This window comes from Streptococcus sp. ALY_208, assembly GCF_058314295.1.
The window spans coordinates 127,216-140,674 of record NZ_JBZFUI010000004.1; the positions used below are offsets into that span (position 1 = coordinate 127,216).

Below are 13,459 nucleotides of genomic sequence, written 5' to 3' on the forward strand. Positions count from 1 at the left end.
AAAGCCCAAATAACTATGCTGCCAGGCTTATCAGGAAGGGCCTTTTGTGATAGAATAGAGTCAATCTAAATCCAATGATAGAAAAGGTGGTCCGATGGCAAAACAAACCTTCCAAATGACTTTAGCAGGTAAAAGATTGGTCGTAGAAATTGGTCAGGTTGCTAAGCAGAGCAATGGTGCTGTTGTCATTCGTTATGGTGATACGACAGTATTAAGTACAGCAGTCATGTCTAAAGAACCAGCAAAAACAGACTTCTTCCCCCTGCAGGTCAACTATGAAGAGAAGATGTATGCAGCCGGTAAGCTACCAGGTGGATTCATGAAACGTGAGGGACGGCCTTCAACCGAAGCGATCTTGACCGCACGTCTTATCGATCGTCCTATCCGCCCCATGTTTGACCAAGGCTTTCGTCACGAGGTCCAAGTCATCAATACCGTTCTCTCATATGATCCAGAAGCCAGTGCCCCTATGGCGGCTATGCTTGGCTCGTCCTTAGCCTTGTCCATTTCAGATATTCCCTTCAATGGTCCGATTGCAGGTGTTCAAGTCGGCTATATCAATGGTGAGTTTATTCTCAATCCGACACCAGCCCAAAAAGCCCTATCCCAGCTGGATCTGACCCTTGCAGGAACCAAGGAAGCCATCAACATGGTCGAGTCAGGAGCCAGCCAACTATCAGAGGAAGTCATGCTCGAAGCTCTGCTTTATGGGCATGGTGCCATCAAAGAACTGGTCAGTATCCAAGAGCAGATCGTGGCTCACGCTGGTAAGCCTAAGACTGAGGTGGCATTAGAAGTTCTAGATCCAGAATTGAAGCAAACGATCGCTTCTATCTCCCTTCCTGAGATGAAAAACGCCCTCAAAATTTCAGATAAAAAAGAGCGTCAAAAGGCTATGGAGGCCCTTAAAAAAGTAGTTTTGGACAGTTTTGATAAGCGCTGGACCCAAGATGAAGATAAGGATAACAAACTTGAGATGGTCGCCAAAATCCTTGATGATCTGGAGCATGACGAGGTGCGTCGCCTCATCATTGAGGAAAAAATCCGTCCTGATGGTCGCCGTCTGGAGGAAATTCGTCCGCTAGAAGCCAGTATTGATTTCTTGCCACGTGTCCACGGTTCAGGTCTCTTTACCCGCGGACAAACTCAGGCACTGTCGGTGCTGACCCTAGCCCCTATTAGTGAGAGTAAGATTGTAGATGGCTTGGATCCTGAGTATCATAAGCGCTTCTTGCACCATTATAATTTTCCCCAGTACTCAGTAGGAGAGACTGGACGATACGGTGCACCAGGAAGACGGGAAATCGGTCATGGGGCTCTAGGGGAACGTGCTTTAGCCCGGGTTCTTCCTAGCTTTGAAGACTTTCCCTACGCTATTCGCCTGGTGTCCGAAGTTTTGGAATCCAATGGTTCTTCTTCACAAGCGTCGATCTGTGCCGCTACCCTAGCCTTGATGGCTGGCGGTGTGCCTATCGAAGCACCTGTTGCTGGTGTTGCTATGGGCTTGGTATCTGATGGACTTCAGTATGCTATTCTGACAGATATTCAAGGCTTAGAGGATCATTTTGGCGATATGGATTTCAAGGTAGCTGGTACTCGTAAAGGAATCACAGCCCTGCAGATGGATATTAAGATTTCAGGTATTACGACAGCTGTCCTCAAAAAAGCTCTGGCTCAAGCCAAGCGAGCACGCTTAGAGATCCTAGATGTGATTGAAGCCACAATAGCAACTCCAAGACCCCAGTTGGCTCCAACAGCTCCTAAAATTGATATCATGACGATTGAACCTGATAAAATCAAGGTCGTAATCGGTAAGGGTGGCGAGACCATCGATAAAATTATTGAAGAAACCGGCGTCAAGATTGATATAGACGAGAAAGGTCAAGTCCAGATCTTCTCACCAGACCAAGATGCTATTGCGCAGGCCAAGCAGATGATTGCAGCTCTGGTACGTGAAGCTAAGGTCGGTGAAATTTACGATGCCAAGGTTGTCCGCCTTGAAAAATTCGGGGCCTTTGTCAATCTCTTTGATAAGACAGATGCCTTGGTCCATATCTCTGAGATTTCTTGGGAGCATACTGACAAGGTAGAAGATGTTCTCAAAATAGGAGATACCGTAACGGTTAAGGTTATTAAGATCGATGATAGAGGACGGATCAACGCCTCTATGAAAGCCTTGTTACCTAAGCCTAACCACCTAGGAGAGCAGGACTCTAATCAATCAGCACCTCACTCTCATGACGAGTCAAATAACCCTGCTCAACCCTAGCTCACGACTGACTTGATTGTAAAAAAGGGCTGAGCAGAGGTTCTCTTGGTTTGAGTATAAGCGGCATTATGCCTTGAAGTCTTCCCAGCATCCCATTAGCAGATACACCATGAAGAAAAGGAAAGTAGATAGAGATGAATCCATTTAATTCAGAAATAGATTTTGCCCTGCGTCAGTTTATTGCCAATCCAGAAAATTTTTTGGATGGTCTACGATTGGTTAATAGTTTTCATACCATTCCAGTATTGGCTAGCCGTGAGCCCTATGCTGTAGCCCTAGATGGTCAAAAAGTCATTCCAGTTTTCACCAGCAGGTCAGATCTAGCTAACTTTATCAAGCAGCACGCTAGTGCCAAAGATCAAGATTGGGTTGAGCGCTTGAGCATTGATCTGCTAGAGGAAGCTGTTGAGCACCGCTTGCACGGCCTGATATTTAACATCAAAAAAGCTGGTGACTTTGCCAATTCAACCATCTTTAAGAGCAGTGATATGGTTCAGCTGATCAATATCTATACCAAGATTCTGACTCAAGTACATAACGATGATAACCTTGCGCAAAAGCCTGAGCAGCGCCGTCACTATGTACCAGTTTTAGTGATTGACGATGATAAGGGCAACCACCAGCGCAGCTACCCTACACTCAATTACGAGGAGGATAGCTATATTCCTGTCTTCACTTCGATTTCAGAGTTCTCGCACTGGTACAACGATGGTGAGATGGGCTATCAGTTCCGCTTGGCTAAGGGTATGGTAATGGCTTGGACCATGGATGAGATGGCCCACCCAGCCCAAGGTGAGAGTGGTGTCGGTGATACCAAGGGAATTGTTGTTGACCCCGGTAGCTCAGCAGAAACCTTGGTTCCTTGGCAAGATTAAATGCCTAACCAAGAGAGGCTGGGCAAGAATGAGGACATAGAAAGGAGCTATCTATGGGATGGTGGAGAGATTCGATTAATATTGTGAAAGAAAACGATCCTGCTGCCAGAACTTCCTTAGAGGTTCTTTTAACTTACCCAGGGATTAAGGCCCTAGCCGCCCATCGGCTCTCGCATTTTCTCTGGCGTCATGGTTTTCGCCTCCTGGCTCGTATGCACAGCCAGTTTTGGCGCTTTTGGACCCAGATAGAGATCCACCCTGGTGCCCAAATTGCTAGCGGTGTCTTTATCGATCATGGCTCAGGTCTAGTCATCGGTGAGACAGCTATAGTAGAGCGAGGTGCCATGCTCTATCACGGTGTCACCCTAGGTGGTACTGGTAAGGACGTTGGTAAGCGTCACCCCACAGTTCGAGAAGGGGCGCTGATTTCTGCTCATTCCCAACTCATCGGTCCTATTGAGATCGGTCGTAATGCCAAGGTTGGTGCTGCTGCAGTTGTTTTATCAGATGTCCCCGATGATGTGACCGTTGTTGGTGTCCCAGCCAAGGTTGTCCGGGTGCACGGTCAAAAGGATGAAAAAGCTATCAGAGACCTTCAAGAAGCACGTGAGGCCAGCTATCACTCGTCTCATCTCTGATATAAGAAAGGAAGATAGCGATGATGAATTTCCTAAAAACCAAAGGCATTAACCTACTAGCCAGCCTCTTGTTGCTAGGTTATGCAGGAAAGTTCTTTTGGGACGGTCATCTTGTCAGATCTCTTGTTTGGCTTTTGGTAGCCTTTGCCTTGCTAGTACCACTCGTTAAGAAAAGAAAGAAATAGGAGAAACTGTGATTAAGATTTACGATACCCTAACCCGCAGCTTGCGTGACTTTACCCCCATCACTCCTGATAGGGTTAATATGTATGTCTGCGGTCCAACGGTCTATAACTATATTCATATCGGCAATGCACGTTCAAGTGTTGCCTTTGATACGATTCGCCGCTATTTTGAGTACCGTGGTTATACGGTTAATTACGTTTCCAACTTTACAGATGTTGATGACAAGATCATCAAGGCAGCTGCCCAAGCAGGTATGGAACCTAAAGCTCTGGCAGATAAATTTATTGCCGCCTTTATGGAAGATACTGAGCAGTTGGAGATCAAGCCAGCCACTAAGAATCCCAGAGTTATGGACTTTATGGAGCAGATTATCGCCTTCATTCAAGTCTTGCTAGATAAGGATTTTGCCTATGTATCAGCTGGTGATGTCTATTTCCGTGTCAAAAAATCAAACAACTATGCTAGTCTAGCTAATAAGACATTAGAGGATCTTGAGATTGGAGCCAGCGGTCGACTGGATAGTGAGGCAGCAGATAAGGAAGACCCACTTGATTTTGCCCTATGGAAGGCCGCTAAACCAGGAGAGATTTCTTGGCATAGCCCATGGGGTTCTGGCCGTCCAGGCTGGCATATTGAGTGTTCTGTCATGGCAACTGAACTCCTAGGTGATACCATTGATATCCACGGCGGGGGAGCAGACCTCGAATTCCCACACCATACAAACGAAATCGCTCAATCTGAAGCTAAAACCGGTCATACCTTTGCCAACTACTGGATGCACAATGGCTTTGTCAATGTAGACAATGAAAAAATGTCTAAGTCTCTGGGAAATTTCGTCACGGTTCATGATCTACTAAAGACAGTTGATGGTCAGGTACTGCGCTTTTTCTTGGCAACCCAGCATTACCGTAAGCCCATTAACTTTACAGACAAAGCCCTGCATGATGCCGAGGTCAACGTCAAATACCTAAAAAATACTTTCAATCTTCCCCTGACTAAAGATGTGGATCTAAAGACTCTGGAGCGCTTTCAAAAGGATTTCCAGACAGCCATGGACGATGATTTCAACAGCGCTAATGGAATTACAGTCGTCTTCGACATGGCCAAGTGGATTAATTCAGGAAATTACAGCCAATCTGTTAAGGATGCCTTTGCTCAGATGTTGGCTGTCTTTGGCCTGATCTTCCAAGAAGAAAGCCTGGATCAAGAGATTGAGGCTTTGATTGAGCAGCGTCAGCAAGCGCGTGCCAACAAAGACTTTGCTACAGCCGATCGGATCCGTGATGATTTAGCTGCTAAGGGTATCAAATTGTTAGATACCAAGGATGGTGTGAGGTGGACACGTGACTGAGATAAATGTGAGATTGATCAATGGCATTGCTCTGGCTTTTGAAGGGGATGCTGTCTACTCGCTCTATATCAGGCGTCACTTGATCTTCCAAGGACAGACCAAGCCCAATCAGCTCCATCGTATGGCGACTCGTTATGTATCAGCTAAGGCTCAAGCCAGTTTGATCGAAAAAATGCTAGACAACCATCTTCTAACCGAAGAAGAAGAAGCTATCTATAAACGAGGCCGTAACGCCAATACTCATACCAAAGCTAAAAATACAGACATCATCACCTATAAGATGTCGACAGGCTTTGAAGCTGTCCTAGGTTATCTGCACATGACCAAGCAAATGTCACGCCTAGAACACCTGATTAACTGGTGTATTGAAACAGTTGACAAAGAATCATTATAAAAAAGATTGGGATCTGGACTTTTGTTCCAGACCCCAATCTTTTTTATCAGTAGCATTATAGCTTTTCATTGACATAGCGGACGAAATGATTCCACCAAACCTTTAGAAAGAAGCTCTTTTTTACAGATTTTTGAGCAACCAGTGTCATGCTTGGAGCCTCTTCGATATAGCCTGATCCGATAGGATCAGGGTCGATATAGGTCAAGCTTCCAACCCTTGTTCCCTTTTTGACCTGAGCGGTCACAGACTTAGTGTTGATAGAAGCCTTGGGTTTGCCAGTTGATCCTAATTGTGTAATTACCTTAAAGTCCTTCTTAGCAACAGCCGGGACAAAGGCTGACTTACCATCGATGACCGGAGCTGCGCTATTATCATAAGCTGTCCCAGCTACCGTTAGGGTAGTTACCTGAAAATTATAGGTGACATAGTCTAGCAGGGTGTTTGTAGCGATAAACCGCGCATAGGGATTGTTATTGTCGTTATCAGCTTTCAAGACAACAGTGATGACACGCATGTCATTTTCTGTGGATGTCGCAACAAAGGATTCACCAGCCTTCTCAGAGGTTCCAGTACTCAGTCCATCGACACCGTCCCTAGCATTAGGACGACCATCTAACATATCGTTATAGGTTGTTAGTGTCTCACCGTCAAAATCAATACTCGTTTTTTTAGTGATAGAGAGCACTTCGGGATGTTCCTTGATCAAGTGATAGGCAATCTTGGCTACCGACTTGGCACTCATAGTATTTTCATCATCTTTCTGTGTACCAGGTAAGCGATAGGAATCAAGATAACTATTGTTAAGTCCAGACGCATTGACCAGTTTAGCATCTGTAATTTCCCAATCACGTAGCTGCTTTTCCATCATCTTGACAAAGCTAGCCTCATCACCAGCTATGTACTCAGCCAAGGCGATACTGGCATTGTTAGCCCCGTAAACAAGAGAAGCATCTAGGAGGTCTTTGACGGTGTACTCACGCTTATCCATAGGGACATTGTTGATCTCAGTGTTGAGCGTCAGATCATAAGCGTAGTCAGAAATAGTCACCTTAGTATCCCAAGACAAATTCCCCTTGTCAATTTCCTCGTAGACCATGTAGGCTGTCAAAAGTCTTGTGATAGAAGCGATCGCTTCAGGGGAGTCGGCTTTCTTTTCAAAAAGAATTTTCCCTGTTGAAGCCTCAACAGCAATAGCATTATTGGCAGGGACATCAAACTTTGTCTTATCAGCCTTGACAATTGGACTTGTCCCAAATAGAGTGAGCAGGATAACTAGCCCTGAAATGATTCTGGTTAAAGATTTATATCGTGTCATCATAATCCCTTTCATTATACCATAAACTATTTAGGAGCATGGTAGTCACTTTGGAAAAGGCTAGAAACTGTTATAACAGCTATTCTAAGATTATCTAAAAAGGAGTGGAAAGCCCCCAAGGGCTGAACCTTTAGGGACTTTCTCACTCCATCCAGTTGGCTAGGTCTTGCCCAGCTTTTTAGTCATCAGTTTCAAAAAAGGCTTCATATAAGGCTTTTATGGCAGATTTAGCCTGCTGAGTTTTGATGACGAACATGACAGAGACCTCACTGGAACCTTGTGAGATCATTTCCAGATTGATGTGATTATCAGAGAGAGCCTTGGTAGCTGTAGCAGTGACACCGATATGGTTTTTCATCTTTTCTCCGACAATCATGATAATAGAGAGATCACGCTCAATCTCGACTTCATCAGCTCCCAGATGGCGTGTCAGCTGACTGATAATTTCCTGTTCCTTGATCGGTGTTAATTCACGCTCACGCAAGATAATAGACATGTCATCGATACCTGTAGGGATATGCTCCCAGCGAATATTGAGCTCTTCTAAGACTTGCAGCACCTTCCGACCGAAACCGACCTCACGGTTCATCAGATATTTAGAAACATTGATACTGACAAAGTGGTCATCACCAGCGATACCGACGAGCGGGAGGTCGTGATTGCTATGCTCAAGAACGATACGTGTACCTGGATGCTCTGGATTATTGGTGTTTTTGATGACGAGAGGAATGCGACCTCGATAAGCAGGAATCAAGGCTTCATCGTGAAGAACAGAGAAGCCTGCGTAGGCTAATTCACGCATTTCACGATAAGTGAGCTCCTTGATAGAATGGGGCTGGTGAACCACACCTGGATGGGCTGCAAAAATACCATCGACATCAGTAAAGTTTTCATAGAGATCAGCTTTGACCCCAGCAGCAACAATAGAACCAGAAATATCAGACCCACCACGAGAAAAGGTACAAATTTGACCGTCAGTAGTGACGCCAAAGAATCCAGGGATAACATAAATATCCTCACCCTCGCGCAATTCTTCTAACCTATCATAACTTCCTGGTAAGATACGTGCATTACCAGGCTCACTAGAGACCATGATACCAGCCTTACCGGGATGGAGGTAACGAGCAGGCAACCCATTGTGACGGAAATAAGCTGCAATCAACTTAGCATTGTTGTCCTCACCAGCAGCTAGAAAAGTATCATAAAGGAAGTCATTGCCTTCAATCGGTAGGGTAGCTAGACCTGTGATAGCTGCCGCAATTTGATCGATAATATCCTGACTAAGACCAAGTTCATCAACTATAGCCTTATATCGATCGATAATCCAGCGCTGATCCTCACTGACATCTGCCCCATCAGTATAGGAACGGTAGTAGCGAATCAAGGCATCTGTAACCTTAATATCGTCAGCATAACGTTTACCCGGAGCAGACACCACAACAAAGCGCCGCTCAGGATCGTTTTTGACAATATCAAGAACTTTTTTTAACTGTCCTGAAGAAGCTAGAGAACTGCCGCCAAATTTAATGACTTTCATAGAAAATTCCGTCCTATTTCTCTTTTATTTTTGGAAATTATAGCAAAATTCTGACACTTTATCAATTTGATTTTTCCCCAAAAGGAAATCAGCAATTATGGTAAAATACAGTAGAAAAGAGGGGGATAATGATAAAAGCGATTATTTTTGACATGGATGGTGTCCTATTTGACACAGAGCTTTTCTATTACAAGAGACGAGAAACCTTCCTATCAGGAAAGGGGATATCCATTTCCCACATCGCCCCTAGCTTCTTTATTGGTGGCAATATGAAGCAGGTCTGGCCTAAAATCCTGGGATCGGATTACCAGAGCTGGGATCTTGATCAGCTCCAAAAAGATTATCTAGCTTATAAAGAAAGTCATCCTTTACCTTATAAGGAGTTGATTTTTCCGGATACCAAGGAAGTTATAGAAGATCTAGCTAGTCAAGGGATTGTTTTAGGGCTAGCCTCTAGCTCGACCAAATCAGATATTTTGAGAGCCCTAGAGCAGACCCAGTTGATTTCTCATTTCCAAGTCATTCTATCTGGAGAGGAATTTCCTGAAAGTAAGCCCCATCCTGCTATTTATGAGGAAGCCTCTCGCCAGCTGGGCTTCTCCAAGGATCAATTACTTATTATTGAGGATAGTGAGAAGGGGATCGCAGCAGGCCTAGCAGCTAATATAGAAGTCTGGGCGATAAAGGATAGTCGCTTTGGGATGGATCAATCAGCAGCGAGTCGCTTGCTCAAGGATCTGACCGCTGTCAGACAAGTTCTTGATGGTATGTTATGACTTATAGTAGGACAAATCATAGCCATTTTAGGTTATGACAGGATAGTTTATCTGATAAAACATAGTAAACCCTTGTCAAATAAACAGTTTTCGATATAATAAACACAGTAAACAAGCCTTGTTTTGTTTGAAAATGATGAAAAAAATCGGAGGTTCCTCATGGATTTCTCAACCATTCTATACAGCGTCGAAGACGGTGTAGCAACAATCACCCTTAACCGACCAGAAGTATCAAATGGTTTTAATATTCCCATTTGTGAAGAGATTATTGAAGCCATCAGCTTGGCAGAAAAAGACGATTCAGTCCGTATTCTCTTGATCAATGCCAATGGTAAGGTCTTCTCAGTCGGAGGAGACTTGGATCAAATGCAAAAAGCAGTTGATGCTGATGATGTCCAATCGCTCGTCCGCATTGCTGAATTGGTTAATACCATTTCATTTATGATCAAGCGTTTACCAAAGCCAGTCATTATGAGTGTAGATGGTCCAGTGGCTGGTGCGGCTTTCAATATGGTATTGGCAGCTGACTTCACGATTGCGACAGAAAAAGCCAAGTTCATCCAAGCTTTTGTCGGTGTTGGTCTAGCACCTGATGCTGGTGGGCTTTTCCTACTGACGCGCTCAATTGGTATTAATCGTGCTACTCAAATTACCATGACAGGTGAAGCAGTTAGTGCTGAAAAAGGCTTAGAGTGGGGATTTGTCTACCGATTGGCTGATCCAGATAAGCTAGAGCGTGATACCGATCGTTTGATCAAGCGCTTGAAGCGCAGCTCTCCTAATTCATTTAAAGCGATTAAGGAAATGGTTTGGCAATCTGACTTTGCTGGTTGGGAAGAGTATGCTGATCTTGAGCTAGCTCTCCAAAAATCCCTTGCCTTTACCGAGGACTTCAAGGAAGGTGTTAACGCCTTTACTGAAAAACGCCGTCCAAAATTCACAGGAAAATAATGTGTAAGATAGAAGCAAGATGAGCACTGCTTCAATTTAGTTAAGTATAAAAAGATCAAGAGTCTGGAATCTTATCCCAAGCTCTTGATCTTTTTTTGCTTCAAGTAGATGAATAGCTGTTTTACATAGAAAAGTTGTCAAGAAAGCGTTTTACCGCTCTTGCAATTCATTTTTTGATCTGATATACTTTGATCATCAAACTATTTGAGAAACGAGGTATCCGGTGGACTATAAGCTAGTTAATGAATATTTAACAAAGGTTTTTAACAATGTATTAGTCATTGAAGAGATGAGTTTGCGAAATAGTCGTTTCAGTGATGTCTCTATGAAGGAAATGCATACGGTTGATATTATCGGTCAGATTCCAGAGGCAACGCCGAGTGATATTGCACGTGAGCTCATGGTGACCCTGGGTACTGTAACCACTAGTCTCAATAAGTTGGAGAGAAAAGGATATGTGGAGCGGCACCGTTCCTCGATCGATCGTCGTGTAGTTCACTTGAACTTAACGAAAAAAGGGCGGCTGCTCTATCGATTGCACAGACGCTTTCATAAAAACATGGTTACTCAGATTGTCAAAGGAATGGATGCCAAGGAGGTTGAGAGCCTTGAGGGTGCCTTGTTTAATCTTTATCAATTCTTAGAGGATTTAAAATAATGACATTTGCGAAAATTACTCAGACAGCCTATGCTGTACCTGATCAGATCATCACCAATGATGATTTATCGAAAATTATGGATACGAGTGATGAATGGATTTCAACCCGTACAGGTATCCGTGAGCGACGCATCAGTAAAAACCAAGAGACCAGCGACCTAGCGACCCTTGTTGCCAAAGATCTGCTTGTAAAATCAAATACAGATGCTAGTGAAATTGATTTTATTATCGTCGGGACGATTTCGCCAGATTCCTTTATGCCTTCGACAGCTGCGCGTGTTCAGGCTAATATTGGAGCTAGTAATGCTTTTGCCTATGACCTAGTAGCTGCCTGCAGCGGTTTTGTCTTTTCCTTATCGACAGCTGAGAAGCTGATCAAGTCAGGTGTTTATAAAAAAGGTCTGGTGATTGGCGCTGAAGTTTTGTCCAAGACACTGGATTGGACAGACCGGCGTACAGCCGTTCTCTTTGGAGATGGTGCAGGAGGTGTCCTCCTAGAAGCTACTCAAGAAGAGCATTTTCTGGCAGAGTCACTCCATACAGACGGTAGTAGGGGCGATAGCTTACGCTCAGGAAGAACAGGCCTGGGCTCACCCTACTCCGATCAAGGAGAAGATGAGCCTTATATGGCTATGGATGGACGAGCTATCTTTGATTTTGCCGTCCGTGATGTTTCTAAGAGTATCAAAGCCCTTTTAGAGACATCGTCTATTCCAGAACAATCGATTGACTATGCCTTACTACATCAGGCCAATGTTCGCATCTTAGATAAGATGGCTCAAAAGATTGGTTTAGAGCGTGAAAAGTTCCTTGAGAATATGATGCGCTATGGTAACACAAGTGCCGCTAGTATCCCGATTTTATTAGCGGAATCTGTAGAAAATGGACTCATTAAATTAGATGGCTCGCAGACAGTTCTCCTATCAGGTTTTGGTGGGGGATTGACATGGGGCAGTCTAATTGTTAAAATCTAGGTAGATAACTGTGAACAGCAGTATATTATATATTTCATATTTTTTAAAAGGAGAAAGTTAAAATGGCAGTATTTGAAAAAGTACAAGAAATTATCGTTGAAGAATTGGGTAAAGAAGCAGAAGAAGTACAAATGGAAACAACATTTGACGAACTTGACGCAGACTCACTTGATGTCTTCCAAGTTATCTCAGAAATCGAAGATGCCTTTGACATCCAAATCGAAACTGAAGATGGTTTGAACACTGTTGGTGACTTGGTTGCCTACGTAGAAGGAAAAACTAAATAATGTCATTTAAAAGCTAGGCTAATAGCCTAGCCTATAAATCTTGTAGATTTAGTTACGAAGGTGCAGCGTTGCAATGGTAGTACTTCTGTACGTACTTAACAAATAATAATCAAGGCTGCAAGGTGGACGAGGAGACTCTTCTGCCTTCTTCTTTAGACTGATACTTTGATTTTCAAAGTATGATGATCCAAGTTCATGGAACACTATAGATGAGAAGGTAAGAAATTTATGAAATCCCGCATTACAGAATTATTGAATATTAAATATCCTATTTTCCAAGGTGGAATGGCCTGGGTTGCCGATGGTGACTTAGCTGGCTCAGTTTCAAATGCAGGAGGATTGGGAATTATTGGTGGGGGTAATGCTCCTAAAGAGGTGGTCAAAGCCAACATCGATCGTGTGAAATCAATCACTGACAAACCTTTTGGGGTCAATATCATGCTTTTATCTCCTTTTGCTGATGATATTGTAGACCTCGTTATCGAAGAGGGAGTCAAAGTAGTAACAACTGGTGCTGGGAATCCTGGGAAGTATATGGATCGTTTCCATGAAGCCGGCATCATTGTTATTCCAGTAGTACCAAGTGTCGCTCTAGCTAAACGTATGGAAAAATTAGGGGCGGATGCTGTGATTGCTGAAGGTATGGAAGCCGGTGGCCATATCGGTAAGCTGACAACCATGACCTTGGTCCGTCAAGTAGTTAATGCTGTTGATATCCCAGTTATCGGCGCCGGCGGTGTAGCAGATGGACATGGAGCAGCCGCTGTCTTCATGCTCGGTGCTGAAGCCATTCAAGTAGGAACACGTTTTGTCGTTTCAAAAGAATCAAACGCCCACCAAAATTTCAAAGATAAGTTACTCAAAGCCAAAGATATCGATACAGTTGTTTCTGCTAACGTCGTAGGTCACCCGGTTAGAGCAATCAAAAATAAATTATCATCATCTTATGCTCAAGCAGAGAGAGATTTCTTAGCAGGTAAGATTACTGCTCAAGAGATTGAAGAGCTTGGAGCTGGTGCCCTTCGTAATGCGGTTGTTGATGGTGATGTCCAAAATGGTTCTGTCATGGCCGGCCAAATTGCTGGCCTTGTTTCCAAGGAAGAAACTGTTGAGGAAATTTTAAAGGATCTCTACTACGGTGCAGCAAAAGTGATCAAAGAAGAAGCTGCACGCTGGGCAGATGTAACAACAGACTAAACCTTTGCCAAAAGAAAACCAATCCCCCCTATTTTTCTAAATGAACTTGGA

General features: G+C 43.8%; 14 protein-coding genes. 12 read left to right on the plus strand and 2 right to left on the minus strand.

The features are described from left to right. Positions 1-94 precede the first annotated feature (94 nt). The 6 genes from pnp (at position 95) to AC4HAI_RS05250 (ending at position 5,713) form a co-directional block, all read left to right on the plus strand. A complete protein-coding gene (gene pnp / locus AC4HAI_RS05225) occupies positions 95-2,269 on the plus strand; it encodes a polyribonucleotide nucleotidyltransferase (RefSeq protein WP_491110720.1) in 2,175 nt (724 codons plus the stop codon). A gap of 134 nt (positions 2,270-2,403) precedes the next feature. Further along, positions 2,404-3,144: an SseB family protein gene (locus AC4HAI_RS05230; protein ID WP_491110721.1), complete on the plus strand. Its 741-nt coding sequence runs from the start codon at positions 2,404-2,406 to the stop codon at positions 3,142-3,144. A gap of 53 nt (positions 3,145-3,197) precedes the next feature. Continuing rightward, positions 3,198-3,782: a serine O-acetyltransferase gene (cysE, locus tag AC4HAI_RS05235; protein WP_491079364.1), complete on the plus strand. Its 585-nt coding sequence runs from the start codon at positions 3,198-3,200 to the stop codon at positions 3,780-3,782. A gap of 20 nt (positions 3,783-3,802) precedes the next feature. After that, complete coding sequence (locus AC4HAI_RS05240) at positions 3,803-3,967, plus strand: hypothetical protein (protein ID WP_491079363.1); 165 nt, start codon at positions 3,803-3,805, stop codon at positions 3,965-3,967. Between the two features lie 8 nt (positions 3,968-3,975). Beyond that, positions 3,976-5,319, plus strand: coding sequence for a cysteine--tRNA ligase (gene cysS / locus AC4HAI_RS05245; protein ID WP_491110722.1), 1,344 nt, complete (start codon positions 3,976-3,978; stop codon positions 5,317-5,319). Next, a complete protein-coding gene (locus tag AC4HAI_RS05250) occupies positions 5,312-5,713 on the plus strand; it encodes a Mini-ribonuclease 3 (RefSeq protein WP_491110723.1) in 402 nt (133 codons plus the stop codon). The genes cysS and AC4HAI_RS05250 overlap by 8 nt, the downstream gene beginning before the upstream one ends. A gap of 55 nt (positions 5,714-5,768) precedes the next feature. Here AC4HAI_RS05250 and pbp3 read toward each other — a convergent pair whose 3' ends face one another. Both pbp3 and AC4HAI_RS05260 read right to left on the minus strand, forming a co-directional pair. Next, positions 5,769-7,028, minus strand: coding sequence for a D-alanyl-D-alanine carboxypeptidase PBP3 (gene pbp3 / locus AC4HAI_RS05255; protein WP_491079377.1), 1,260 nt, complete (start codon positions 7,026-7,028; stop codon positions 5,769-5,771). 178 nt (positions 7,029-7,206) lie between these two features. Beyond that, positions 7,207-8,565, minus strand: a complete 1,359-nt coding sequence (locus tag AC4HAI_RS05260) for an aspartate kinase (protein ID WP_491079360.1) — start codon at positions 8,563-8,565, stop codon at positions 7,207-7,209. Positions 8,566-8,693: 128 nt separating this feature from the next. Between AC4HAI_RS05260 and AC4HAI_RS05265 the strand changes: the two genes are divergently transcribed. The 6 genes from AC4HAI_RS05265 (at position 8,694) to fabK (ending at position 13,408) form a co-directional block, all read left to right on the plus strand. Continuing rightward, positions 8,694-9,341, plus strand: a complete 648-nt coding sequence (locus AC4HAI_RS05265) for an HAD family hydrolase (protein WP_491079359.1) — start codon at positions 8,694-8,696, stop codon at positions 9,339-9,341. 159 nt (positions 9,342-9,500) lie between these two features. Then, the gene (locus AC4HAI_RS05270; protein WP_491079358.1) at positions 9,501-10,292 is read left to right on the plus strand and encodes an enoyl-CoA hydratase; all 792 of its coding nucleotides are present in this window, start codon (positions 9,501-9,503) and stop codon (positions 10,290-10,292) included. A 223-nt stretch (positions 10,293-10,515) separates the two neighbouring features. Further along, a complete protein-coding gene (gene fabT, locus AC4HAI_RS05275) occupies positions 10,516-10,950 on the plus strand; it encodes a fatty acid biosynthesis transcriptional regulator FabT (RefSeq protein WP_491079357.1) in 435 nt (144 codons plus the stop codon). After that, entirely contained in the window at positions 10,950-11,924 is a 975-nt protein-coding gene (locus tag AC4HAI_RS05280; protein ID WP_491079356.1) for a beta-ketoacyl-ACP synthase III, read from the plus strand. The genes fabT and AC4HAI_RS05280 overlap by 1 nt, the downstream gene beginning before the upstream one ends. A 62-nt stretch (positions 11,925-11,986) precedes the next feature. Continuing rightward, positions 11,987-12,211, plus strand: a complete 225-nt coding sequence (locus AC4HAI_RS05285) for an acyl carrier protein (RefSeq protein ID WP_491079355.1) — start codon at positions 11,987-11,989, stop codon at positions 12,209-12,211. Positions 12,212-12,439: 228 nt separating this feature from the next. Continuing rightward, positions 12,440-13,408, plus strand: a complete 969-nt coding sequence (fabK, locus tag AC4HAI_RS05290) for an enoyl-[acyl-carrier-protein] reductase FabK (protein WP_491079354.1) — start codon at positions 12,440-12,442, stop codon at positions 13,406-13,408. Positions 13,409-13,459 lie beyond the last annotated feature (51 nt).